This is a genomic window from Pseudomonas quercus (genome assembly GCF_012033695.1).
Taxonomy (GTDB): Bacteria; Pseudomonadota; Gammaproteobacteria; order Pseudomonadales; family Pseudomonadaceae; genus Aquipseudomonas; species Aquipseudomonas quercus.
In genome coordinates, this window is sequence record NZ_JAAVJI010000002.1 from 22,442 (window position 1) to 47,688 (window position 25,247).

22 protein-coding genes and 7 tRNA genes are annotated in these 25,247 nt (G+C 61.6%); 3 read left to right on the plus strand and 26 right to left on the minus strand.

The window, feature by feature from the left end; genetic code table 11:
* Window positions 1-23 precede the first annotated feature (23 nt).
* Together HBH25_RS03310 and HBH25_RS03315 are read left to right on the plus strand one after the other, a co-directional pair.
* Window positions 24-809: a response regulator gene (locus tag HBH25_RS03310; protein ID WP_168081532.1), complete on the plus strand. Its 786-nt coding sequence runs from the start codon at window positions 24-26 to the stop codon at window positions 807-809.
* Entirely contained in the window at window positions 809-1,900 is a 1,092-nt protein-coding gene (locus HBH25_RS03315; protein ID WP_168081534.1) for a sensor histidine kinase, read from the plus strand. Before HBH25_RS03310 ends, HBH25_RS03315 begins: the two co-directional genes overlap by 1 nt.
* Window positions 1,901-2,020: 120 nt before the next feature.
* Here the strand turns inward: HBH25_RS03315 and HBH25_RS03320 are convergent.
* From HBH25_RS03320 to leuC, 18 genes are all read right to left on the minus strand, one after another.
* A tRNA-Asp gene (locus HBH25_RS03320) sits at window positions 2,021-2,097 on the minus strand.
* A 96-nt stretch (window positions 2,098-2,193) separates the two neighbouring features.
* Window positions 2,194-2,270: transfer RNA gene (locus HBH25_RS03325), tRNA-Asp, on the minus strand.
* Between the two features lie 45 nt (window positions 2,271-2,315).
* Window positions 2,316-2,391 (minus strand) — tRNA-Val (locus HBH25_RS03330).
* Window positions 2,392-2,509: 118 nt separating this feature from the next.
* Entirely contained in the window at window positions 2,510-3,283 is a 774-nt protein-coding gene (locus HBH25_RS03335) for an SDR family oxidoreductase (protein ID WP_168082650.1), read from the minus strand.
* Complete coding sequence (locus tag HBH25_RS03340; protein ID WP_168081536.1) at window positions 3,283-4,497, minus strand: O-succinylhomoserine sulfhydrylase; 1,215 nt, start codon at window positions 4,495-4,497, stop codon at window positions 3,283-3,285. Before HBH25_RS03340 ends, HBH25_RS03335 begins: the two co-directional genes overlap by 1 nt.
* 11 nt (window positions 4,498-4,508) lie before the next feature.
* Window positions 4,509-6,014 (minus strand): amidophosphoribosyltransferase, encoded by a 1,506-nt coding sequence (gene purF, locus HBH25_RS03345; RefSeq protein WP_168081538.1) that lies wholly within the window; start codon window positions 6,012-6,014, stop codon window positions 4,509-4,511.
* A 16-nt stretch (window positions 6,015-6,030) separates the two neighbouring features.
* Window positions 6,031-6,612: a CvpA family protein gene (locus tag HBH25_RS03350; protein ID WP_168081540.1), complete on the minus strand. Its 582-nt coding sequence runs from the start codon at window positions 6,610-6,612 to the stop codon at window positions 6,031-6,033.
* A gap of 98 nt (window positions 6,613-6,710) precedes the next feature.
* Entirely contained in the window at window positions 6,711-7,382 is a 672-nt protein-coding gene (locus tag HBH25_RS03355) for an SPOR domain-containing protein (RefSeq protein ID WP_168081542.1), read from the minus strand.
* Complete coding sequence (gene folC / locus HBH25_RS03360; protein WP_168081544.1) at window positions 7,366-8,673, minus strand: bifunctional tetrahydrofolate synthase/dihydrofolate synthase; 1,308 nt, start codon at window positions 8,671-8,673, stop codon at window positions 7,366-7,368. Before folC ends, HBH25_RS03355 begins: the two co-directional genes overlap by 17 nt.
* Window positions 8,670-9,608, minus strand: coding sequence for an acetyl-CoA carboxylase, carboxyltransferase subunit beta (gene accD / locus HBH25_RS03365; RefSeq protein ID WP_168081546.1), 939 nt, complete (start codon window positions 9,606-9,608; stop codon window positions 8,670-8,672). Before accD ends, folC begins: the two co-directional genes overlap by 4 nt.
* Before the next feature lie 206 nt (window positions 9,609-9,814).
* Entirely contained in the window at window positions 9,815-10,438 is a 624-nt protein-coding gene (locus HBH25_RS03370) for a phosphoribosylanthranilate isomerase (RefSeq protein WP_168081547.1), read from the minus strand.
* 57 nt (window positions 10,439-10,495) lie between these two features.
* Window positions 10,496-11,350, minus strand: a complete 855-nt coding sequence (gene truA, locus HBH25_RS03375; protein WP_168081549.1) for a tRNA pseudouridine(38-40) synthase TruA — start codon at window positions 11,348-11,350, stop codon at window positions 10,496-10,498.
* 71 nt (window positions 11,351-11,421) lie between these two features.
* Window positions 11,422-14,040, minus strand: a complete 2,619-nt coding sequence (locus HBH25_RS03380) for a motility hub landmark protein FimV (protein ID WP_168081551.1) — start codon at window positions 14,038-14,040, stop codon at window positions 11,422-11,424.
* 76 nt (window positions 14,041-14,116) lie between these two features.
* A complete protein-coding gene (locus tag HBH25_RS03385) occupies window positions 14,117-15,118 on the minus strand; it encodes an aspartate-semialdehyde dehydrogenase (RefSeq protein ID WP_168081553.1) in 1,002 nt (333 codons plus the stop codon).
* An 84-nt stretch (window positions 15,119-15,202) separates the two neighbouring features.
* Window positions 15,203-16,315: an aspartate-semialdehyde dehydrogenase gene (gene asd, locus HBH25_RS03390; protein WP_168081555.1), complete on the minus strand. Its 1,113-nt coding sequence runs from the start codon at window positions 16,313-16,315 to the stop codon at window positions 15,203-15,205.
* A 66-nt stretch (window positions 16,316-16,381) separates the two neighbouring features.
* Window positions 16,382-17,464 carry a 3-isopropylmalate dehydrogenase gene (gene leuB / locus HBH25_RS03395; RefSeq protein WP_168081557.1) on the minus strand — a complete coding sequence of 361 codons (1,083 nt, stop codon included), beginning with the start codon at window positions 17,462-17,464 and terminating at the stop codon, window positions 16,382-16,384.
* 69 nt (window positions 17,465-17,533) lie between these two features.
* Entirely contained in the window at window positions 17,534-18,172 is a 639-nt protein-coding gene (gene leuD, locus HBH25_RS03400) for a 3-isopropylmalate dehydratase small subunit (RefSeq protein ID WP_168081559.1), read from the minus strand.
* Entirely contained in the window at window positions 18,169-19,602 is a 1,434-nt protein-coding gene (gene leuC / locus HBH25_RS03405) for a 3-isopropylmalate dehydratase large subunit (RefSeq protein ID WP_168081561.1), read from the minus strand. Before leuC ends, leuD begins: the two co-directional genes overlap by 4 nt.
* A gap of 160 nt (window positions 19,603-19,762) precedes the next feature.
* Here leuC and HBH25_RS03410 point away from each other — a divergent pair, with 160 nt between their 5' ends.
* A complete protein-coding gene (locus HBH25_RS03410; RefSeq protein WP_168081562.1) occupies window positions 19,763-20,650 on the plus strand; it encodes a LysR family transcriptional regulator in 888 nt (295 codons plus the stop codon).
* Window positions 20,651-20,730: 80 nt separating this feature from the next.
* On the opposite strand, the gene HBH25_RS03415 is transcribed toward HBH25_RS03410, so the two are convergent.
* The 8 genes from HBH25_RS03415 to gltX form a co-directional block, all read right to left on the minus strand.
* Complete coding sequence (locus tag HBH25_RS03415; RefSeq protein ID WP_168081564.1) at window positions 20,731-21,183, minus strand: Hsp20 family protein; 453 nt, start codon at window positions 21,181-21,183, stop codon at window positions 20,731-20,733.
* 115 nt (window positions 21,184-21,298) lie between these two features.
* Window positions 21,299-22,258 carry a tRNA dihydrouridine synthase gene (locus tag HBH25_RS03420; RefSeq protein ID WP_168081566.1) on the minus strand — a complete coding sequence of 320 codons (960 nt, stop codon included), beginning with the start codon at window positions 22,256-22,258 and terminating at the stop codon, window positions 21,299-21,301.
* Window positions 22,259-22,262: 4 nt separating this feature from the next.
* The gene (locus HBH25_RS03425) at window positions 22,263-22,715 is read right to left on the minus strand and encodes an acyl-CoA thioesterase (protein ID WP_168081568.1); all 453 of its coding nucleotides are present in this window, start codon (window positions 22,713-22,715) and stop codon (window positions 22,263-22,265) included.
* Between the two features lie 89 nt (window positions 22,716-22,804).
* Window positions 22,805-22,880, minus strand: a tRNA-Glu gene (locus HBH25_RS03430).
* Between the two features lie 42 nt (window positions 22,881-22,922).
* Window positions 22,923-22,998, minus strand: a tRNA-Ala gene (locus tag HBH25_RS03435).
* 47 nt (window positions 22,999-23,045) lie between these two features.
* Window positions 23,046-23,121, minus strand: a tRNA-Glu gene (locus HBH25_RS03440).
* 67 nt (window positions 23,122-23,188) lie between these two features.
* Window positions 23,189-23,264, minus strand: a tRNA-Ala gene (locus tag HBH25_RS03445).
* A 199-nt stretch (window positions 23,265-23,463) separates the two neighbouring features.
* Window positions 23,464-24,945 (minus strand): glutamate--tRNA ligase, encoded by a 1,482-nt coding sequence (gene gltX, locus HBH25_RS03450; RefSeq protein ID WP_168081570.1) that lies wholly within the window; start codon window positions 24,943-24,945, stop codon window positions 23,464-23,466.
* Window positions 24,946-25,247 lie beyond the last annotated feature (302 nt).

The following is a 25,247-nucleotide window of genomic DNA, read 5'->3' on the forward strand; positions in this document are numbered from 1 at the left end:
GGTGCCCAGGCAGATGACCTTTCATGACAACTTCTGAATCCACGCCCGTACCCACCTTCGGTCTTCCTTCCGATCCTGACCGGCTTTGCGAACTGGACGATGGCAAGCGCTGGAATACCCGTGCCTTGATCGTCGATGACGACGTGCCGATTCGCGAATTGCTAGTCGATTACCTGGCCCGTTTCGGCATTCTCGGGGTGGGTGCCAGCGACGGAGAAGCCATGCGCCAGGCGTTGAGCCAGAGCACCTATGACGTGGTGGTGCTGGACCTGATGTTGCCCGGTGAGGACGGGCTGGCGCTGTGCAGACAATTGCGTGCCGAATCCGACATTCCGATCCTGATGCTCACGGCGCGTTGCGAACCCACCGACCGGATCATCGGTCTGGAGCTCGGTGCCGATGACTACATGGCCAAGCCCTTCGAACCCCGTGAACTGGTGGCCCGCATTCAAACCGTGCTGCGCCGCGTACGTGATGAGCGTACGGAACCACGCGGCAACCTGCGCTTCGACAATTGGCGCCTGAACAGTGTGCTGCGCCAATTGACTTCGGCCAGTGGCCTGGTCGTTCCCCTGAGCAACGCCGAATTTCGCTTGCTCTGGGTGTTCCTGGAACGGCCAAGGCGCGTTTTGAGCCGTGAACAATTGCTCGACGCGGCCAGGGGGCGCTCCATCGAAGCCTTCGATCGTAGCATCGACCTGCTGGTGTCGCGGCTGCGCCAGAAGCTGGGCGATGACCCCAAGGCGCCCCAACTGATCAAGACCGTGCGGGGTGAAGGCTACCTGTTCGACGCCCGGGACATTGGCTGATGCGTACCGCCGATACGCTGTTCGCCCGGTTGTTCGGTGTGTCCGTGATTGCCATCCTTTTGGCTCACCTGCTGGCCCTGGTGTGGTTTCATCACTACGGGTTCCCGCCGCCGCCAGGCTGCCCTCCGCCCTTCGCTCAGCCCATGCCTGCACCGGGCATGACGGGGGCTTCTAGCATGCCGGGAACCTGGCCGGGCGGCTCGGAGCCCCAAGGGCCATTTAAACCTTGTCGTGAACGCCACGTCTTCGACGGGCCTATCGTGCCGCTCACCTTCCAGATCATTACGCTGGTGATCGCGGCCTGGTGGGGCGCGCGCTACCTGTCGCGGCCCATTCGCCGCTTCAGCGAGGCTGCTGAACGCCTCAGCGAAAACCTGGACAGCCCGCCCATGGCGGAAACCGGCCCCGTAGAGGCGCGCAAGGCCGCCCATACGTTCAACCAGATGCAGCAGCGTATTCGCGAACAAGTGCAACAGCGTGCCCGTATGCTCGGCGCAGTGTCCCATGACCTGCGCACGCCCTTGTCCCGGTTGAAGCTGAGGCTGGAGCAATTGGGCGACGAGAAGCTGCAAATGCAGATGCGGCAGGACCTGGACGATATGATTGGCATGCTGGACGCCACCCTGACTTACCTGCATGAACAGCGGACCAGCGAAGCCCTGCAGCTGTACGATGTGCAGGCCCTGGTGGAGTCGCTGTGTGAAAACGCCCAGGACAACGGTTTGCCCGCTGAGGCGAGAGGACACTGCACGCCCTTGCGTACCCAGCCCATGGCGTTGCGCTCGTGCCTGAGCAACCTGCTGGACAACGCCCTGCGCTACGGGGGCGCCACACAGGTTGCATTGGCCGACGGGCCCACCCACATCATCATCCGGGTGATCGATCATGGGCCCGGTATCAGCGCCGAAAAACGCGAAGCTGTGTTCGAGCCCTTCTTCCGGCTGGAAGGCTCACGCAACCGTAACTCCGGCGGTGTGGGGCTGGGCATGACCATTGCGCGAGAGGCCGCTCAACGGCTCAATGGCAGCCTGGCGCTCGACGAAACACCTGGGGGCGGCCTGACGGCTATCGTGCGTTTGCCAAGGCTCTGAAATTAGGCTGCGCTTTCCGGTAGCCCTTTATTAGAACGACACCGAATGGCAGACGAAAAAAAACGACCCGAAGGTCGTTTTTTTTGAGGCCCGAAACCGTTCAACGTTTCGAGCCGAAGATGGCGCAGCGGACGGGACTCGAACCCGCGACCCCCGGCGTGACAGGCCGGTATTCTAACCGACTGAACTACCGCTGCGTATCGCTCAGGCTTTCGCCCGAAGTGAAACTGGCTGATCAAAGCGGGGTGGTTGCTTCGATCTCAGATGACGCCGAAACGACACCTGGAGAAAAATGGCGCAGCGGACGGGACTCGAACCCGCGACCCCCGGCGTGACAGGCCGGTATTCTAACCGACTGAACTACCGCTGCGCGTCGGTGGACTTTCATCCGCTCTAGAATCAGAGCACTTCGAAGTGGTGGGTGATGACGGGATCGAACCGCCGACCCTCTGCTTGTAAGGCAGATGCTCTCCCAGCTGAGCTAATCACCCGTGTACTGCGTCGAAGTGGTGCGCATTTTGGCGATGGGGCGACTGTAAGTCAATACCCTGCTTGAAGTTTTTTTCAAAAAGCCTGAATTTCGTTTAAAGCCCCCGCTGCGCTTGAGGTTCAGGCGTAAATCATCTTGCGGGTCATGCCGCCGTCCACGATCAGCTCCTGCCCCGTCACGAACGCTGCCGTAGGCGACAGCAGCCAAGCCACTGCGGCTGCTACGTCTTCTACGGTACCTACGCGCCCAGTGGGATGCTGTGCATGGTCAGTGTCCGTGAGCGGTTCGGCGCGGCGCTGGGCGGGATCACGGGCGTCGATCCAGCCAGGGCTGACTACGTTGACCCGGATTTCCGGGGCCAGGCTGATTGCCAGTGCGTGACTGAGTGCCAGCACTCCACCCTTGCTGGCGGCATAGGCCTCCGTATCGGGTTCGGACTGATGGGCGCGGGTAGAGCACAGGTTCACAATGGCTCCGTTGCGTGCGCGCAGGTAGGGCGCGCAATGCCGGGCCAGCAGCATGGTGCCGGTGAGGTTTACGTCGATCACCCGCTGCCAGCGCGACAATGGCAGGCTTTCGAGCGGGCCATTGTGGGCATGGGTTATTGCAGCATTGCACACCAAGGCGTCTAGCCGCCCGAAACGTGCCAGTGCCTGGGCTACCCCCGCAGCGACCTGCTTGTCGTTGGCCACGTCCATGGTCACAAAAGCGGCGCTTTCGCCCAAGGCCTCGGCAATCACCGTGCCCCGCTCCGCGTCCACGTCGGCCAGTACCACTTTCCACCCTTCCACCAGCAGCCAGCATGCGACGCCCAGGCCTATGCCACGCGCAGCCCCTGTCACCAGCGCCACCCGTGCGTCGCGAAAGCCGCTACGTGCAATTTCGACAGGAATCACAGGGCTGCCAGGCCCCGGGCCAGGTCTGCTTGCAGGTCTGCCAGGTCTTCCAGGCCCACCGCCACACGAATAAGGCTGTCGCGGATACCGGCGGCGTCACGCTCCTGTGGCGACAGGCGCCCATGAGAGGTGGTGGCCGGGTGGGTGATCGTGGTTTTGCTATCGCCCAGGTTGGCGGTAATGGACACCAACCGCGTAGCGTCGATGAACGCCCATGCCCCTACCTTTCCGCCCTTCACCTCGAAGCTCACTACCCCGCCGAAGCCGCCCTGCATCTGGCGCTTGGCCAAAGCGTGCTGCGGGTGGCTTTCCAGGCCTGCATAGTGCACCTTTTCAATACCAGGCTGCTGCTCCAGCCATTCGGCCAGCGCCTGGGCGTTGGCACAGTGGGCACGCATGCGCAGCTTCAAGGTTTCCAGCCCCTTGAGGAAAACCCACGCGTTGAACGGGCTGAGGGTGGCGCCTGCCGTACGCACCACGCCTACCATTTCCTTCATGTGTTCGGCACGGCCTGCCACCACGCCGCCCATGCAACGGCCTTGGCCATCGATGAATTTGGTTGCCGAATGCATCACGATATCTGCTCCCAGCTTCAGCGGCTGTTGCAGGGCGGGTGTGCTGAAGCAGTTGTCCACCACCAGCAACGTGCCTTTGGCATGGGCGATCTCGGCCAGCGCAGCAATATCGACCAGCTCGGCCAGCGGATTGGAAGGCGACTCCACGAACAGGAACCGGGTGTTTGGCCGGATGGCCTGCTCCCAGCCCGCGAGGTCGGCCAGCGGCGCGTAGCTCACTTCGATGCCAAAGCGCTTGAAGTATTTTTCGAACAGGCTGATGGTCGAGCCGAATACGCTTTGGGAGATCAGTACGTGGTCACCTGCACTGCACAGCCCCATGGCCAGGCCGGTAATGGCAGCCATGCCCGTGGCGAAGCCTACGGCCTGTTCCGCGCCTTCCAGCGCCGCGATACGCTCTTCGAAAGAACGCACCGTGGGGTTGGTATAACGCGAATACACATTACCTGGCACATCCCCGGCGAAACGGGCAGCGGCATCGGCTGCCGTACGAAACACATAGCTGGAGGTGAAGAACAGCGGGTCACTGTGCTCCCCTTCCGGGGTGCGGTGCTGGCCTGCTCTTACGGCCAGCGTGTCGAACCCTACGCCGTCCAGGTCGCTGTCGAGGCGCCCTGCGTCCCAATCCTGGCTCATGCTCGGTCCTCTCAGTTGTTGTACAGGTCGATGATGGCGCTGGCCGCCTGTGGCCGGACCTTGGCGGTATCGTTACGCGCCGTGTCGATCTTGCTCAGGTAGGTGGCATCGATATCGCCGGTCACGTACTGGCCATCGAACACGGCACAATCGAAGTGATCAATCTTCACCTTGCCCCCGCCCACTGCATCGATCAGGTCGGGCAGGTCCTGATAGATCAGCCAGTCGGCACCGATAAGGTCCGCCACTTCCTGGGTACTGCGGTCGTGGGCAATCAGTTCATGGGCACTTGGCATGTCAATGCCATACACGTTCGGGTAACGCACCGCCGGGGCGGCCGAGCAGAAGTACACCTTCTTGGCACCGGCTTCGCGGGCCATCTGGATGATCTGCTTGCAGGTGGTGCCCCGCACGATGGAGTCATCCACCAGCATTACGTTCTTGCCACGGAATTCCAGCTCAATGGCATTGAGCTTCTGGCGCACGGATTTCTTGCGTGCTGCCTGGCCCGGCATGATGAAGGTGCGGCCGATGTAACGGTTTTTCACAAAGCCTTCGCGGAATTTCACGCCCAGCTGATTGGCCAGTTCCAGGGCCGATGTGCGGCTGGTGTCCGGGATTGGAATGACCACGTCGATGTCGTGGCCCGGGCGCTCGCGCTGAATTTTCTCAGCCAGCTTTTCACCCATGCGTAGGCGGGCCTTGTAGACCGAGATGCCGTCGATGATCGAATCTGGCCGTGCCAGGTACACATGCTCGAAAATGCAGGGGGCATACTTGGGGTTCGGCGCGCACTGGCGGGTGTGCAGCTGGCCTTCTGCGGTGATGTAGACGGCTTCGCCGGGGGCCAGGTCGCGAATGAGCGTAAAGCCCAGCACGTCCAAGGCCACGCTTTCGGAGGCGATCATGTACTCCACCCCGTCATCGGTCTGGCGTTGGCCGAACACGATCGGGCGAATGGCGTTCGGGTCCCGGAAACCGACAATGCCGTAGCCGGTGACCATGGCCACTACTGCATAGCCACCCCGGCAGCGCTTATGGGTGTCTTTAACGGCGGCGAACACATCCTCTTCAGTAGGATGCAGCTTGCCGCGCACGGCCAGCTCGTGCGCGAACACGTTCAGCAACACCTCGGAATCCGAGCTGGTGTTGACGTGGCGCAGGTCGGACTCGTAGATTTCCTTGGCCAACTGTTCCACGTTGGTGAGGTTGCCGTTGTGGGCAAGCGTGATCCCGTAGGGCGAGTTCACATAGAACGGTTGTGCCTCGGCGGAGGTTGAGCTGCCCGCCGTGGGATAGCGCACGTGGCCGATGCCCATGTTGCCCACCAGCCGCTGCATATGCCGCTGCTGGAACACGTCGCGCACAAGGCCGTTGTCCTTGCGCAGGAATAACCGGCCCTCATGGCTGGTCACAATACCGGCAGCGTCCTGGCCGCGATGCTGCAAGACGGTCAACGCGTCATACAGCGCCTGATTCACGTTCGACTTACCGACGATACCGACGATGCCACACATGCGACGCAACCCCTACTTAGTGAACCTGAACGGACCCCTGCTCGTGCGCCTTGGGCGCTGGCAGTAGGTGCTCCTTGAACGGAATCTCGACCGGCGAACTGACCCCGGCCGCCAGCCACTGACTGCTCATCCCCAAAATGAGGTTCTTTGACCAGTCTGCAACCAGAAGAAAACGCGGTAACAACTGAGACTGCTGCCACCAAGGGTCCTGCTGAACCGGCCCTAAGCTAAGCAACCCCGCAGCGACCACGACCAGCAGGCCACCCCGGGCTGCACCGAACACCATGCCCAGGAAGCGGTCAGTGCCGGAAAGGCCAGTGACGCGAATCAGCTCGCCAATCAGGTAGTTGACCATCGCGCCGACCAGCAACGTAGCCACGAACAGAATCACGCAGCCGGCAATTACCCGTGCCGACGGCGTTTGAATATAGTTCTCGAAGTACTGCGCCAGGCCGCCGCCAAACATCCAGGCCACGGCACCTGCCACTATCCAGGTGACCAGCGAGAGGGCTTCCTTGACGAAACCACGCTTCAAGCTGATCAGTGCAGAGACAGCGACGACCGCGATGATCGCCCAGTCAACCCAGGTAAATGCCACGTTTCGGCCCGCAGACGTATAAGGCCGCGCATTTTAGCAGACAGGAAGGTTCCGGTTAAGGGAGATTCTCCAATCCCCCTCACAAGCTGGTCGGCGGTTCAGCCGCGTTCAGGCTCGAAGCGCACCACGAACCCTTTGAGGTTCTGTTGGCGATTGATGACATCACGCAGGCGCTCCGCCTCGCCCCGGTCGATGAGCGGCCCCACAAACACCCGATTCTTGCCTTCGGCTGAACGCACGTAGGCGTTGTAACCTTGAGTGCGAAGGGTTTTCTGCAAGGTATCAGCCCCTGCACGGTTCGACAGGCTGGCCAGTTGAACCGACCAGCTTACGGGCACGCCCCCCGCATCGAGCTTGCTGGCCACATCAGCCTTGGCAGTCGGTGCTGTGGAGGTGGAAGGTGCGGGGGTGGTAGGTACGGCCGCGGGTGCTGCTGTTTTCGTCGATGGTGCAGACGGGGCCGTTACTGTCGGCGCCGCAGAGATAGGCATGCTGGGCGCACGCGCCTGGGAAGAAGCACGGGCTGTGACCGGCGGAGAAGGCGGTGCTTCATCCACCACCGGCGTGGGTGCAGGGGCATCTGGCACCGCAGCCGGCTGTACCTTGACCTGCGGTACCACAGGCACAGCGGGGGCCGCTGGCGCATTCACACGTACTTCGCGCATTTCATCCGGGCGGCTGAACAGCATGGGCAGGAATACCACCGCCAGTGCTACCAGCACCAGGGCGCCTACCATGCGTTGTTTGACCACGTTATCCAGCAAAGCCATCGGCGGCTACCTCCACGCCGTGCCGGTCGAGCCATGACAAGGCCTCGGCGACACAAAAGAAAGATCCAAACACCAGTATTTCGTCGTCCGGGCCTGCCTGGTCGCATTGGTGCGCCAGGGCGTCATGGACGCTGCCATGTGACGTTGCCGTTGCGCCAAGGTTCGACAAAGCTGCCTGCAACGCCGCAGCCGGCTGTGTACGCGGCGATGGCAGAGGAGCGACTGCCCAATGCGCGATGCTTCCCAGCAGTGGCTCGATCACACCAGGAAGGTCTTTGTCTGCCAATAGCCCGAACACTGCACGGCGAACGCTAGGCAGCGGCAATGCGGGCAAGCGGCTGCGCAGGTAGTGCGCCGCATGGGGGTTGTGGCCCACGTCCAGTAACAGCCGGACCGGTTTGCCTTTCCACAGCGCCTGGCGGCGGTCCAGGCGGCCCATCACCCGGGTACGGCTCAAGGCACTTGACAACACGGAGGGCACCCAGGGCAGGCCGAACAGCGCATAGGCCTGCAAGGCCAGTGCAGCGTTTTCCATGGGAAGGGCCAGCAGCGGTAGCTCGGTGAGGGAAAGCGCAGCACCATCAATGGCCTGGCCGCGCCATGCCCATGCCTGGGGCCCGACGGCCAGGTCGAATGCAGCGCCTCTGAGGTACAGCGGGCAGCCCAGCCGCTGCGCGGCGTCCAGCAGAGGTGCTGGCGGATCGAGGTCGCCACACAGTGCAGGCTTTGCCGAACGCAGGATGCCCGCCTTCTCGAACGCCACAGACTCGCGGGTATTGCCCAGGTAGTCAGCATGGTCGATGCCGATGCTGGTCACTACCGACAGGTCTGCATCTACCAGGTTGACCGTGTCCAGGCGCCCACCCAGGCCCACTTCCAGCACCACTGCATCGAGGTGCGCGCCTGCGAACAGCCAGAACGCTGCCAGGGTGCCCATTTCAAAGTAGGTGAGTGTGGTGCCCCCGCGGGCAGCCTCGACGGCTTCGAACGCTGCGCACAGCTGTGCATCTGTCGCGTCCTGGCCTTCAAGGCGAACCCGCTCGTTGTAACGTAGCAGGTGCGGCGAACTGTACACGCCTACCCGAAGGCCTTGGGCCTCGAGCAGGCTGGCAATGAACGCGCAGGTAGAACCCTTGCCATTGGTGCCGGTAACGGTGATGACACGCGGCGCGAGGGCCCCAAGGTTCAAACGCTCCAGCACGGTTCTGGAGCGTTCCAGCCCCATGTCGATGGCCACCGGGTGCAGCTGTTCCAGGTACGCCAGCCATGCGTCAAGGGTACGTGGCTTCATACCGCTGAGGGAGCGCCTGCAGTGGCGCCGGCGGGGTCCAGCTCAACGGGATGTACGACGCTCAAGGCAGGGTTGGGCGTAGCCACGTTCATCATCTGTGCCAGCAGCCGTGCCAGGCGTGGGCGAAGCTCCTGCCGGTGGATAATCAGGTCGATGGCGCCGTGGTCCAGCAGGAACTCGCTACGCTGGAACCCTTCGGGCAGTTTTTCGCGGACGGTCTGCTCGATGACACGCGGCCCGGCGAAACCGATCAAGGCCTTGGGCTCGCCGACAATCACGTCGCCCAGCATGGCAAGGCTGGCGGATACACCACCATACACCGGGTCGGTCAGTACGGAGATGAACGGAATCCCCTCTTCTCGCAGGCGTGCCAGCACGGCAGAGGTCTTGGCCATCTGCATCAGGGAGATCAGCGCCTCCTGCATGCGCGCACCGCCGGAGGCCGCGAAGCAGACCATCGGGCAGCGGTGTTCCAGCGCATAGTTGGCAGCGCGCACAAAACGCTCCCCCACGATGGCACCCATGGAGCCGCCCATGAAGCTGAATTCGAACGCGCTGGTTACCACGGGCATGCCCATCAGGCTACCGCTCATGGAGATCAAGGCGTCTTTTTCACCGGTCTGCTTCTGGGCGCCGGTGAGGCGATCCTTGTACTTCTTGCCATCGCGGAACTTGAGGCGGTCGACCGGTTCCAGGTCTGCACCCAACTCTTCACGCCCTTCAGCATCCAGGAAGATGTCCAGGCGTGCCCGAGCACCAATGCGCATGTGGTGATTGCACTTGGGGCAAACGTCGAGGGTTTTTTCCAGCTCCGGGCGGTACAGCACTGCTTCGCAGTTGGGGCACTTGTGCCACAGCCCCTCGGGCACCGAGCTCTTCTTCACCTCGGAACGCATGATCGAAGGGATCAGTTTGTCTACCAACCAGTTGCTCATGCCTGTTTCTCCAGTAACTGGGCGAACCCTGTGCGGGCCGGACCGGGGCTCGAAGCCACCATGGTCGTTCAATACCAGGGGAGCGCAATGCGCTTCACCCTCACTAAAAATACGGAGGCGCGCCAGCGGGGCTGCCCCGTGGCGCGCTGAAGAAGTTCGACGGCCATAAGGCCACCGCCGTCACATTGCCACACGGTGGGTGCAAGTCAACGCCACGAACGCACTGCCTTGACGAAGGCCTGGACACGGTGAGCATCCTTGATGCCCTTGCTCAGCTCTACGCCGCCGCTTACATCCACGCCAAAGGGCCGTACCCGCTCAATGGCTTCGCTGACGTTTTCCGGCGTCAGCCCACCGGCCAGGATGATGGGCTTGGGCAAGGCAGCTGGCACGAGGTTCCAGTCGAACGCCAGCCCGGTACCACCCGGCACGCCCTCTACGAACGCATCCAGCAGCAGGCCGCTGGCGCTGCCGTAGCGTTCGCAGGCTGCTTCGAGGTTATCACCTGGCCTCACCCGCAATGCCTTGATGTATGGGCGATGGTAGCCACTGCACTGCTCCGGGCTTTCATCACCGTGAAACTGAAGCAGGTCCAGGGGAACGGCGTCCAGGGTTTCATTGATTTCACAGGCAGAAGCATTCACGAACAGGCCCACTACCGTGACAAACGGCGGCAAGGCACGGATGATTTCGCGCGCCTGTTGCACATTTACTGCACGAGGGCTGGGGGCATAAAACACCAGGCCAATGGCATCAGCGCCTGCCTGAGCGGCAACGATGGCATCTTCCGGCCGGGTAATACCACAGATCTTGCTGCGAACGGCGCCCATTGTGTAAGACCTCTACTGTCAAAACGGGCACGATGGTAGCAAATACCCCTGTGGCCGTCAGCTGTCCAAACCCGTGAAGCCGGTCAGAAAATGTGGCCCGATGTATCGGTTGGGCACCCCATAGGGCTCAGGGTACTCAACGTTCACAAGGTAAAGCCCATAGGGATGGGCGGTTACCCCGCCCTGTCGCCGCTCGCCACGCTCCAGCACCTCTGCTGCCCAGCCTATGGGTTTGTCCCCAGAACCAATGGCCATCAACACGCCAGCCAGGTTGCGCACCATATGGTGAAGAAAGGCACTAGCACGGACATCGATGACAATGAGGCTGCCATGGCGTGTGACTCGCAGGTGGTGCAAGGTCTTGATGGGGGATTTGGCCTGGCACTGGCTGGCCCTGAAGGCACTGAAGTCATGGGTACCATGCAGAGGTGCTGCTGCCGCGGCCATGCGTGCCACATCCAGAGGCCGATGATTCCAGGTGACTTCCTCGCTCAAATGCGCGGGGCGGATAGGGTCGTTGTAGATCACATAACGGTAACGACGGGACACGGCCTTGAACCGCGCATGGAAATCGCTCGGCATCACCTGCGCCCAACTGACACTGATATCGCCTGGCAACTCGCTATTGGTGCCCATCACCCAGGCCCGCTCCGGGCGTACGGCACGGGTGTCGAAATGAACGACCTGGCCGCAGGCGTGCACGCCTGCATCTGTGCGGCCGGCGCACAACACGGACACTGGGCTGGCAGCCACCTTGGACAAGGCCTTCTCAAGGGTTTCCTGAACGCTTCGCACACCCTCGATCTGCCGCTGCCAGCCTTTGTAGCGTGAGCCTTTGTATTCCACGCCCAAGGCGATTCGGGTATAGCCCTCAGCAGCCACTTCATCCGCTGCGCTTTGATAGATGTCCACGTGATAAACCCATATTCAGGAAAACGACAACGGCAGCCAATTGGCTGCCGTTGGGTGATACACGGCGCGCGTCAGCTTAACGTAGCCAGCATCTTGCGCGCTTCTTTCTGCTGGGCCATGGTGCCTTCTTTAAGCACTTCATCCAGAATGTCCCGCGCCCCTTCGGCATCGGCCATTTCGATGTAGGCACGTGCCAGGTCGAGCTTGGTGGTGACCTCATCGGAGTCGGACAGGAAATCGAACTCGTCCAGCCCTTCACCCGCCCTGCCCTCGCCATGCAAGCCGTTATCCAGGGAGGCTTGGCCAAGGCTATGGGACAGTTCATCCAATTGAGCGTTGACGTCGTTCACATCGGCGGCAAAACGATCCTGATCCTCCAACTGCTCACTGGACAGTGCCAAGTCAAAATCATCCAACTGCTCGCGATGAGTACGCTCGGGCGCTGAAGCCTCATCTTCCCCTAGTACGCGGGGCGTTTCCAAGGGACCAAGGGCGTCCATTTCATTCGCTTCGGACGGTGCCGGCCTTTCTGTCGCCTGCTCAGCATCAGCGGCCTGCTCCAGCCCTACTTCTGGTTCCGGCTCCACATTGCTGCGTTCAGCTGCGCTTTCTCTGAGCAGGGTTTCGAAGTCCACCTCATCCCGGGGCGTAGCACGCTCGGTCGTTTCAGGCGTAGCGTCTGCAGCAACAGGCTCTATGCCATCCAGGCTGAGGTCGAAGTTGGTGTCGAACACATCCCCGATGGGTTCGGGAGCACTGGCATCGTCCTGCAACAGGTCCTTGACGTACTGGGCGTCCAGCTCTGCCGCTACGGCAGCGGCGCTCAACCCGGCTGCAAGCCCTGCCATGGCAGGGAAACGTGCCTTGAGTTCGTCCACCGGTGCGGGGTTGCCGCCATGGGCCATCAGGTGCCGTTCCTGCGCAATAAAGCCGTCGCGATCCCCCTGCTGACCATAGACTTCCATCAGTTTGAGCCGGAGGTCGCTGCGTTGAGGCTCATTCCTGACGCCCGCTTCAAGCACGTCTCTGGCACTCATGTAACGGTCGTTGTCGATATGTGCCTGAGCCTGTTCCAGTGGATCGCTCGCCGCAGGGGCCACCACCAGAGACGCCACAGACGGCACCTCTTGACGGACAGCGATGCGGTCTGGCCGTGCATACACCGGTGCCTCACCGGCAGAGGCCTCGGCGGCCGCCGCTGCGGCTACAGACGCCGCCACCATGGCAGGAGCCAGGCGGACCGATGGCGAGGACGTGCCCAAGCTGTCGAAGCTGCCTACCGGCGCTTCGAAATCTTCAGGCCGGAATTCCTGTGCTTCGGCCAATTCCCGCGCCATGCGTGCATGGCGCTCAGACTCCTGCTGCGCCCTGCGCCGACGTGCCAGCAGCCAGGCAGCCAGCAAGGCGGCTGCCACCGCCAGGCCAGCAGCCGTGCCCAGTAGCCAGGAACCGGTGTGGTTATCTTCGGTGGCAGGGGCTGGCGCTACGACCGGTGGTGTGGTGGCGTCCGGCGAGGCGACAGGGGCTTGGGTGGATGGCGTGAGCTGCGCATCAACCGCTGGTGGGGCAGATGTCACAGCCGCGTCAGGCGCTGGGGCCACTGCCTCAGGGGTTGCCGCAGGTGCCGGTGCGGTAACCGCCGGTGCTGCGTTTGCCCCCGCTTCAAGGCGCGCCAACTGGTCGCTCTTGAGCTGCAACAGGCGATTGGCTTTGTCCAACTGGCTTTGCAAGTCGGCCAATCGGCTTTGCAGTTCACTGTTCTCGCGCCGGGCGCTATCCAAGCCTTCCTGGGTCACCGCCAGCTTGTCCGTCAGGGCTTTGTTATCACCGGCAAGGCCCTTGGCGTTGGCGGCATTGGCGTCGCCGGACACCAGTTTGAGGTTATCGGTCTGCGCAGGCACGGGGGCATTGCCTCGCCCGTTACCCCGCGTAGCGTCCAACTGTTGCGCACGAGGGCCCAGTCGGCGGCCTTCGCGCCAGGCCGCGTTCTGCCGTGCCACTTCTGCAATAGCCTGTGGCTGTGCCAATGCTGTGGCGTCGTTGCTATCGGGGATACGCAGCACCTGGCCGGCACGCAGGCGGTTGATATTGGCGTCCTGGAAAGCAGACGGGTTCATGGCCTGGATGGCCAGCATGGTCTGCTGTACCGACGCTTGCTCACGGAAACGTGCAGCGATTTCCCACAAGGTGTCGCGGCTGGTGGTGGTGTACTCCCGGCCATTGGACGCCGCTGGCGCCGTCACCGCTGGCGTAGCGGCTGGCGTTGCCGCCTCTGCAGCTTGCGGCGAGAACTTGGACGCATCGACCAGAACACTGTAGTCGCGCATCAGGCGCCCGCTGGGGTAGATCACCTGCACCAGGAACTTGAGCAGCGGCTCGGACAGTGGCGCAGGCGACGTGACCTGAATCACGCTACGCCCGCCGGGATTGATTACGGGCGTAAAGCTGAGCTGGTTGAGGAAGGCCTGACGCTCCAGGCCTGCGCGCGCGAACTCATCCGGCGAGGCAAGGCCTGGCACAATCTCAGGTGCGGTGAGCTGAGCCACATCACGCAGCTCGATCTCTGCCACCAACGGCTGGTTGGCGGCTGACTTGAGCGTCAGCTCGCCCAGTTCCAAGGCTTGCGCCATACCGGAAGACAGCGCGGTGGCAGCGGCTATCGCCAAGACCAGTTTTCGAACATGAACCATGGCCAGATCCTTTTGTGCGTGCCGGGCTTGCAACGTAATCCGAGAAATTTTTTTACAAAAAGTGCCCAAGTATCTTTTACGAAAGGCGTTTTATCAACAACTCAGCCACTTGCACTGCATTGAGGGCTGCACCTTTGCGCACGTTATCCAGCACCAGCCAGAGGTTAAGCTCGCAAGGGTCGCCCAACCCGCCGCGTACGCGACCCACGTAAACCACGTCCTGGCCCACGGCATCTCCCACTACCGTTGGGTAGTCGTCAGCGCCTGTCCACTCCACACCCGCCGCCTGTTCAAGGGCCTGTGTAGCAGCTTGCACATCCACGGGGGTGCGCGAACGTACGCTCACTGTGAGGCTGTCGCCAAAGAATACAGGCGCCTGAATGCAACTGATGGATACCTTGAGTAAAGGCAGGTTCAACAGTTCGCGCAATTCCCGGTGGGCACGTTTTTCCAGCGCCAGCTGACCCGCTGCATCCGGCTCGCCGACCTGGGCGAGCATATTGAAGGCTACCTGGCGGTCGAACACCCGAGGTTCCAGGGGCCTTGCGTTCAGCAGTTCGGTGGTTTGCCGCGCCAGCTCGCGTACCGCCTCACGGCTACTGGCAGACATGGGCAGGCAAGCGGTGACCGTAACGTGCTCGATGTCCAATAGCCCTTGCAGGGGTGCTAGGGCCAGGGCCAATGCCGTTGCGATGCTGCCGGGTGTGCCTACGCGGCTGGGCGCTGACAGGCCCTGAAGGGTTTGCGCATTCACTTCAGGCACCACCGCCGGCGCGCCTGCCCCACCTGCCAGGTCGATCACTTGGCAGCCAGCCTCGCTCGCCTGGCCTGCGAAGGCGGCCGTCACGGCGTCGCCAGCGCAGAAAAACACTAGCTTCACCTGGTTGAAATCGAAACCGTTCAGCGACTTTACCCGCACGTTCCGGCCACGAAAAGGGATGGACTGCGCCACTGAGGCTTCGCTTGCCAGCACATGCAGCTGCCCAAGCGGAAAATCGCGCTCTTCGAGCACCTGAACAAGGGTTTCGCCTACGGTGCCGGTAGCACCGATCACCGCCACGTCAAAGGTTGCAGACATCAGGGTTCCTGTTGAAAAAATAAGGTTGCCAGAAAACAAAACCCCCGCCATACGGCAGGGGTTTGTCGCAGGCCTTGCCGGGTATCACCGCTCCAGCAGGATACGCAACATACGGCGCAGCGGCTCGGCTGCGCCCCACAGCAGCTGGTCACCTACCGTGAAGGCGCCCAGGAACTGCGAGCCCATGTTGAGCTTGCGCAGGCGGCCTACGGGAATGTTCAGCGTACCGGTGACCTGGGTAGGGCTCAGCTCTGCCATGCTGGCTTCGCGATGGTTGGGCACCAGTTTAACCCAAGGGTTGTGCTGGCTGATCATGCCTTCGATGTCCGCAATGGGGACATCCTTGTTCAGCTTGATGGTCAGCGCCTGGCTATGGCACCGCATGGCGCCGATGCGTACGCAGATACCATCGACCGGCACCGGGTTCTTGAAGCGCCCCAGGATCTTGTTGGTCTCTGCATGCCCTTTCCATTCCTCGCGGCTCTGGCCGTTGGGCAGCTCTTTGTCGATCCAGGGAATCAGGCTACCGGCCAGGGGCACGCCGAACTGTTCAGTGGGGAAGGCTTCACCGCGCATGGCCTCGGCCACCTTGCGGTCGATGTCCAGAATAGCGCTGGCCGGGTTGGCCAGGTCGTCGGCCACAGCGGCGTGGGTAGCACCCATCTGCCGAATCAGCTCACGCATGTTCTGGGCACCTGCACCTGAGGCCGCCTGGTAGGTCATGGCGCTCATCCACTCCACCAGCCCGGCCTCGAACAGCCCGCCTAGGCCCATCAGCATAAGGCTGACCGTGCAGTTGCCACCGATGTAGTTGCGGGTACCGGCATCGAGTTGCTGATCGATCACCTTGCGGTTGACCGGGTCCAGCACGATCACGGCATCGTCCTGCATGCGCAGGGTGGAGGCGGCATCGATCCAGTAGCCCTGCCAGCCCGCCTCGCGCAATTTGGGGAACACTTCGCTGGTGTAGTCGCCACCCTGGCAGGTGAGGATGACGTCCAGGGTTTTCAACTCATCGATGCTGTAGGCATCCTTGAGCGGTGCCACCTCCTTGCCCACGGCCGGGCCTTCGCCGCCCACATTGGAGGTAGTGAAAAACACCGGTTCGATCAGGTCGAAGTCCTGCTCTTCCAGCATCCGCTGCATGAGCACGGAACCGACCATACCGCGCCAACCGATCAGACCTACACGTTTCATCGCAACTGTACCCTTGGAAAAAATGTGAGCCGCCGCTCTGGCAAGCGAGACGGCGGGCCCGAGAGATTACAGATTTCGCAGGGCCGCGACTACCGCGTCGCCCATTTCCTGTGTACCCACCTTGGTGCAACCTGCCGACCAGATGTCGCCGGTACGCAGGCCCTGGTCCAGCACTTTCCCGACCGCCGCCTCGATGGCCTGGGCCGCGTCATCCTGGTTGAAGCTGTAGCGCAGCATCATCGACACCGAGAGGATGGTCGCCAACGGGTTGGCAATGCCCTGCCCTGCAATGTCTGGGGCCGAACCGTGGCAGGGTTCGTACATGCCTTTGTTGCTGGCATCCAGGGAGGCCGAGGGCAGCATGCCGATGGAACCGGTAAGCATGGACGCCTCGTCGGACAAAATGTCACCGAACAGGTTGTCTGTTACCACCACGTCGAACTGCTTGGGCGCCTTCACCAGCTGCATGGCAGCGTTGTCCACGTACATATGGCTGAGTTCGACCTCAGGATAATCCTTTGCAACCTCCTCCACCACTTCACGCCACAGTTGGCTGGAGGCCAGCACGTTGGCTTTGTCCACGGAGCATAGCTTTTTGCCGCGCACCTTGGCCATGTCGAAGCCCACTCGGGCGATACGCCGGATTTCGCCCTCGCTGTAGGGCAAAGTGTCGTAGGCCTGACGCTCGCCGTTTTCCAGCTCACGAGTCCCCCGAGGAGCGCCGAAATAGATGCCGCCCGTCAGCTCCCGCACAATAAGGATGTCCAGCCCGGCAACGATCTCCGGCTTGAGCGAGGAGGCGTCCGCCAATTGCGGGTACAGGATGGCCGGGCGCAGGTTGGCGAACAGGCCCAACTGGGCGCGAATTTTCAGCAGCCCGCGTTCGGGGCGGATGTCGCGTTCGATCTTGTCCCATTTGGGGCCACCGACAGCGCCTAGCAGCACCGCATCGGCAGCCCGGGCACGGTCCAGGGTTTCGTCGGCCAGGGGCACGCCATGACGGTCGAGGGCGGCACCGCCAATCACATCTTCTGTCAACGTCAGGTCGAGGCTGAAACGCTCATTGGCAACGTTCAGTACCTTGACGGCTTCGGCCATGATTTCAGGGCCGATACCATCGCCGGGGAGAACCAGGATCTGCTTGCTCATGCGTTCCTCTTCATAGGCAAACGGCACCCCGCAGGGTGCCGGTAGAAATGCGTGCGTGGGTCATTCGCTTCAGCGGAACAGCCAGGGCTGGCTGGCCTTGTGGCCTGCTTCGAACGCGCGAATGGCCTCGGCATCCTGCAGGGTCAGGCCGATGTCATCCAGGCCATGGAGCAGGCAGTGTTTGCGGAAGGCGTCTATCTCGAAACGGTACACCTTGCCGTCCGGGCGAGTCACGCTCTGGGTATCCAGGTCGATAGCCAGCTGATAGCCAGGCTCGGCCTCTACCTGTTTGAACAGGTCGTCTACGTCGGCAGCGTCAAGAATGATCGGCAACAGGCCGTTCTTGAAGCTGTTGTTGAAGAAGATGTCGGCGTAACTGGGCGCAATCACGCACCGGAAGCCGTATTCATCCAACGCCCAGGGCGCATGTTCACGGCTGGAGCCGCAACCGAAGTTCTCACGGGCCAGTAGCACGCTGGCGCCCTGGTAGCGTGGCTGGTTGAGCACGAACTCGGTATTCAAGGGGCGCTTGGAGTTGTCCTGGTAGGGCTGCCCTACGTCCAGGTAGCGCCATTCATCGAACAGGTTAGGACCGAACCCCGTGCGCTTGATGGACTTGAGAAACTGCTTGGGAATGATCTGATCGGTGTCAACGTTGGCGCGATCCAGCGGCACGGTCAAGCCAGTGTGTTGAGTGAAGGCTTTCATGCTGCGCTCTCCTGGGTCAATTCACGCACATCGATGAAGTGGCCGGTCACGGCCGCAGCGGCGGCCATGGCGGGGCTGACCAGGTGAGTACGGCCACCGGCCCCTTGGCGCCCTTCAAAGTTGCGGTTTGAGGTGGACGCGCAATGTTCACCGGCTTCCAAGCGGTCCGGGTTCATGGCCAGGCACATGGAGCAACCGGGCTCACGCCACTCGAAGCCCGCGTCAATGAAGACGCGATCCAGCCCCTCCTGTTCAGCCTGAGCTTTAACCAGCCCTGAACCGGGCACCACGATGGCCTGCTTCACGGTGGCGGCTACCTTACGGCCTTTGGCAACGACGGCCGCTGCGCGCAGGTCTTCGATACGCGAGTTGGTGCAGGAGCCGATAAAGATACGGTCCAGGCGAATCTCGGTGATCGGCTGGTTCGCGCGCAACCCCATGTACTTCAGGGCACGCTCGATGGACCCTCGCTTGACCAGGTCGGCTTCAGCGGCCGGGTCCGGCACAGCCTGGTCAACCGCCAGCACCATCTCAGGCGACGTACCCCAGCTGACCTGCGGCTTGATCTGCGCGGCGTCCAGGCGCACTACCGTGTCGAAGTGGGCATCCTCGTCGGATTTCAGCGACTGCCAGGCGTTTACGGCCTTGGCCCAGTTGTCACCCGTCGGTGAGAACGGCCGGCCCTTCACATAGGCAATGGTTTTCTCGTCACAGGCCACCAGGCCTACGCGCGCGCCGGCCTCGATGGACATGTTGCAGATGGTCATGCGGCCTTCCACAGACAGGTCGCGAATGGCGCTGCCCGCAAACTCAATGGCATGGCCATTACCGCCCGCCGTGCCGATTTTGCCGATTACGGCCAACACAATGTCCTTGGCCGTTACACCAAAGGGCAAGGTGCCTTCCACCAGCACCTGCATGTTTTTCATCTTTTTGGCCACCAGGCACTGGGTGGCGAGCACATGCTCCACTTCCGAGGTGCCGATACCATGGGCCAGCGCACCGAACGCGCCGTGAGTGGAGGTGTGGGAATCGCCGCATACCACGGTCATGCCCGGCAACGTAGCCCCTTGCTCGGGCCCGATGACATGAACGATGCCTTGGCGCTCATCGTTCATCTTGAATTCGGTGATGCCGTACTCGTCGCAGTTGTCATCCAGGGTCTGAACCTGGAGGCGCGACACCTGATCGGCAATGGCTTCGATACCGCCTTTGCGTTCTGGCGTGGTAGGGACGTTGTGGTCGGGTGTGGCCACGATGCTGTCGACGCGCCAGGGCTTGCGACCCGCCAGGCGCAGCCCTTCGAAGGCTTGCGGAGAGGTCACTTCGTGAACGATGTGGCGATCGATGTAGATCAGCGCAGAGCCATCGTCCCGTTGCTTGACCAGATGCGAATCCCAGAGCTTGTCGTACAGCGTTTTACCGGCCATCTAGTGGTTCCTCGTCAGGCATGACTGTCGCAGAGTGGCGGCTTCTGCTAGCCGCTCGATTGATAAGCCTCCGCTTGTAGGCCTAAATGCTATGAGGTTAGATTGAATAACTCAAATTCATAATTTTCATATTCTGGATAACAAAAAGGAATTCGAAGGCGTGGACCTGGCAAACCTTACTGCCTTTATCAGGGTGGCGGAAACCGGCAGTTTTTCCAACGCAGGTGAGCAATTGCACCTGACCCAACCGGCGATCAGCAAGCGCATAGCAGGCTTGGAGAGCCAATTGAACACGCGCTTGTTCGACCGCCTGGGCCGGGAAGTGAGCCTCACCGAAGCCGGGCGCGCCCTGCTGCCCAGGGCTTACCAGATTCTCAATGTGCTGGAGGATACACGCCGTGCCTTGAGCAACCTGGACAAGGAGGTCACTGGCCGGCTGACGTTGGCGACAAGCCACCACATCGGTTTACATCGATTACCGCCCGTGCTGCGCACCTTCACACGGCGCTACCCCAATGTGGCCCTGGATATCCAGTTTCTCGACTCCGAAGTGGCCTACGAAGAGATTCTCCATGGGCGTGCCGAGCTGGCCGTTATCACCCTAGCCCCGGAGCCCCATGGGCTGGTAAAGGCCGTACACATTTGGGACGACCCGCTGGACCTGGTAGCAGCACCTGAGCATGCGCTGGCGCGCCAGCAGAACGTGTCGCTTCAAGACATCGCTCGGCACCCAGCCGTATTCCCAGGTGGCAATACCTTCACTCACCACATTGTCCATCATCTCTTCCAGGCCCAGGGGCTCACCCCCAATATCGCCATGAGCACCAATTACCTGGAAACCATCAAGATGATGGTGTCCATTGGCCTGGCCTGGAGCGTATTGCCGCGTACCATGCTGGATAATCAAGTGACCACCCTGTCGCTACCCGGCGTCCAGTTGTCTCGCCAGCTAGGCTACATCGTGCATACGGAGCGCACGCTCTCCAATGCGGCACGTGCCTTCATGGCACTGCTTGAAGCCCAGGCAACGTTCGATGAGGGTGCGTGAACTGCGCGGCTGCCTGTAGCCAATAAAAAAGGGGGGCACCCCACCAGGTGCCCCCCTTTTTTACTTCACGCGTCGAGCGATCAGTGTTCCAGCACAGGCTGCTGTGCGCCACCAATCGGGATGCGTTTTGGCTTGGCCTCTTCAGGCACCACACGCAACAGGTCGATGTTCAACAGGCCGTTCTGCAAGCCAGCCGCCTTGACCTCGATATGGTCTGCCAGGCGGAAGGACAGTTTGAAGGCCCGCTGGGCAATGCCCTGGTGCAGGTAGGTAACGGCGCTGGTATCGCCCTCGCGGTTTTTGCCGCCGGTGACTGTCAACACGCCCTTCTCGACCTGAAGGTCCAGGTCCTGCTCCTGGAAGCCCGCTGCAGCTACAACGATACGGTAGTCGTTATCGCCATGCTTTTCGACGTTGTAGGGTGGGTAGGTGCTACCCGATTCATTGCGCAACGCCGACTCGAACAGATCGTTGAAACGATCGAAGCCAACGGAGTGACGGAACAGTGGAGCCAAGGAAAATGCAGTACTCATGACAAACTCCTAAATGTTTCAGCGAGTGGTTGATTCCGCGACCCGACTTCGGCATCGCGTACTTAACAGATAGGGCTCGCCAAAACGGTTTCAAGACCGTTCGTCGTCTTTTTTTTCAGGCAGCTACCGTGTCGTTCATGCCTAGCAGGGCGCTGATGCGGGTGCAGTCGGTTTCCTGGCGTAAGGCAGTAAACAGCTCCACGGCGCCTGGATAGGTACGCGTGAGCATGGCCACCCATTGCTTGAGACGGCCTGGCGCATAGCGAGGCGATAGCTTGGCCGTGGCCTGCCGCCAGAAGTCCTGCAGCAGGGGGAGCAGCGCCTCCCAGGTCATGGGCTGAAGCTCATGACCCTGCGCCGCTGCAGCGATCTGCAGAGCCAGGTCCGGGCACGACACCAATCCACGGCCCAGCATGAAGTGCTGAGCGCCGCTCACTTCCCTGCAGCGCAGCCAATCCTCAACCGTCCAGATCTCACCGTTGGCATATACCGGCACCTTCACGGCATCCTGCACGCGCGCCACCCACTCCCAATGGGCCGGTGGCTTGTAGCCTTCAAGCTTGGTGCGCGCATGCACCACGATGCGTTCAGCCCCGCCATCGGCCAGCGCACGCGCACAGTCCATGGCACTGGAAGGGCTGGCGTAGCCCAGGCGCATCTTGGCCGTGACGGGCACATGGGCAGGTGTGTCACGGCGCACCTGGCTCACAATGTGGTGCAACAGGTCCGGCTCGTTCAGCAGCACCGCCCCGCCACGGGACCGGTTGACGGTTTTTGCTGGGCAACCGAAATTCAAGTCAATCACTGGGGCCCCTAGCTCACAGGCGACGGCGGCGCTATCGCCCAGCAAGGCTGGCTCGGAGCCCAGCAACTGCACATGCAAGGGTGTACCGGCACGGGTTTGGCTGCCATGGGCCAGCTCTGGGGCCAGCTTGAGAAAGGACGAGGGTGGCAGCGCTCGGTCTGATACGCGGATGAATTCGGTCACGCACCAGTCGATCCCACCCACGCGGGTCAGCACGTCCCGCAGGATGTTATCTACCAGCCCCTCCATGGGCGCCAAGGCAAGTTGCATGGTTTCAGTTCTCGGGCGCGGCAGGCGCTGGCAGGATGGCGCAGCGATAGCCATCGATGAATTCGCTAGGCATGCGCTTGGGCCGGCCAGTGGACAGCTCGATGCACACGAATGTGGTTTGCGCACGCAACAAGGTCGCGCCATCGCGTGGGCGAACCAGCTGGAAGCGGCGGTTCATTTTCAGGCGCTGGTCCCAGTCCATGATCCAGGTGCCCATTACCAGTTCATCGCCTTCATAGGCGGCGGCCAAGTAGTCGATCTCGTGACGCAATACCGCCATGGCGCGGTCCAGGCGGCGGTATTCGGCCAGGTCCAGGCCTAGATGGCCGGAGTGGCGCCAGGCGCAGCGCTCAAGCCAGGCGACGTACACGGCATTGTTGGCATGCCCCAGGCCATCGATGTCATCGGCGGTTACGTGATAGTCGAGGGTGAAAGGTGCTGGTAGATCCCAATTCATAGGCTCTCCTGCGCTCACGGGGGGCTGGAAAAACAAAAGGCCCATTCAATAATCGAATGAGCCTTGATTCCCGGAGATCGGGGTAAACGTGGCGTCCCCTAGGGGACTCGAACCCCTGTTACCGCCGTGAAAGGGCGGTGTCCTAGGCCACTAGACGAAGGGGACGCAAACCTTCGAGCAGGCCTGCCGTAGCAGGCCTTGGCAAATTGGTGGAGCTAGACGGGATCGAACCGTCGACCTCTTGCATGCCATGCAAGCGCTCTCCCAGCTGAGCTATAGCCCCAATTTAACGCCTGGCGGCGTGTATCACCGAAGCGATACAGGTGAAACTGGCGTCCCCTAGGGGACTCGAACCCCTGTTACCGCCGTGAAAGGGCGGTGTCCTAGGCCACTAGACGAAGGGGACAGACCTTCTTTCCCACCAGCCTTCTGGCCGGTGTACCCCAGGCTTACAGCGCCTCGGGCAAGGAATATGGTGGAGCTAGACGGGATCGAACCGTCGACCTCTTGCATGCCATGCAAGCGCTCTCCCAGCTGAGCTATAGCCCCACAGTGCGGCGCCTTGTTTCAGCACCATGTCGTGGACGGGGCGCATATTAAGACGACACCCCTACCCTGTCAAACAAATTTTCAGAAATTCTTGAAAAATTATTCCCGGCATTCAAAGGGTTAGGCCAACCCCCCGAATAACAAGGCTGCAACGGCAACAAGCGAAGCGCTCATGTCCGTTGCACACCCAGGGGCATTATCAGCCGATATCGGCCAGCAGCTTTTCCCATTCCTTGTTTTCTTTCTTCGAGACGCCGCCCAGTACATCCAACGCTTGACGCAGGCGGTAGCGGGTAAGGTCCGGCCCCAGGATTTCCATGGCGTCTAACACCGATACCGAGCTGGCCTGGCCAGTGATGGCGGCGAACATCAAAGGCATGGCATCCCGCAGCTTGAGCTGCAAGGCATCGACCACCGCCTGGATACAGGCCGTGATGCGGTCCTTCTCCCACTGGCGGAGGCTTTCAAGCTTCCAGAGGATAAGTTGTATCACCTGCCGAACCTGGTCAGGGCTGAGTTTCTTGCTCACGAGCAAGGCAGGGTCCGGGCGTATGCCACCCTCGAAGAAGAAGCCGCCCAGCGGCACCACCTGGCTGAAGGTTTCCACCCTGCCCTGTACCAGGGGGGCGATTTTCATCAGGTAATCCGGGTTGAACGCCCACTTCTGCAACCGCGCCGCGAAGTCTTCCACAGGCAGTTCACGCAGCCACTGGCCGTTGAGCCAGGAAAGCTTTTCGATATCGAAGATAGGCCCGCCCAAGGAGACGCGGGACAGGTCGAAGTGTTCGACCATTTCCTCCAGGGAAAACTTCTCGCGTTCGTCCGGCATGGACCAGCCCATGCGGCCCAGGTAGTTGAGCATGGCCTCAGGCATGAAGCCCATGCGCTCGTAGAAGGTCACCGAGGTGGGGTTCTTGCGCTTGGAAAGCTTGGATTTGTCCGGGTTGCGCAGCAGTGGCATATAGCAGAGCTGAGGTTGCTCCCAGCCGAAGTATTCGTACAGCTTCATCAGCTTGGGCGCGGACGGCAGCCACTCTTCGCCACGCAGCACGTGAGTGATGCCCATCAGGTGGTCGTCCACCACGTTGGCCAGGAAGTAGGTGGGCAGGCCATCGGTCTTGATCAGCACCTGCATGTCCATACGGTCCCACGGGATCTCCACGTTGCCACGGAGCATGTCGGGCACCACGCAGACGCCCTCGGTAGGCACCTTCATACGGATCACATGGGGCTCGCCAGCGGCCAGGCGGCGCTGGACTTCATCGGCAGGCAGCAAGAGCGCACGGCCGTCATAGCGCGGCGTTTCGCCCCGGGCGGTCTGCTCGGCGCGCATCTGGTCCAGCTCTTCAGCCGTGCAGAAACAGGGGAACGCATGGCCGGCGTCTACCAGTTGCTGGGCATAACGTTGGTAGATCTCGCCGCGCTCGCTCTGGCGGTAAGGGCCATGGGGGCCGCCTACATCCGGGCCTTCGCTCCATTCAATGCCCAACCAGCGCAGGGCATCGTAGATTTGCTGTTCGGATTCGCGGGTTGAACGCAGCTGGTCTGTGTCCTCGATCCGCAGGATGAACTCGCCCCCATGCTTTTTAGCGAAGCAGTAATTGAACAAGGCGATATAGGCCGTGCCAACGTGGGGGTCACCGGTAGGTGAAGGGGCGATTCGGGTACGAACGGTACTCATTGAAGGTTCTCGGGCAGGGCTGTGCAAAGTGAGGAATGGTAGCACCCTGTGGGAGTTCGCGCAGCGCGGGCGCAGCGCGGGCGCAGCGGACGAACCTTGGGCACCCGTTCCCGGGCAAGCCCGGTCCCACAGGGTGTGCCAGGCACTGAAAGGCCCTGCGGGAGCCTGCGAAGCGCGGGCGAAGCGCGGGCGCAGCGGGCGAACCGGTGGCATTTGTTCCCGGGCAAGCCCGGTCCCACAAGGAATGCCATTGGCTAACAGACCTTGTGGGAGCCTGCGAAGCGGGCGAACCTTGGGCCAGA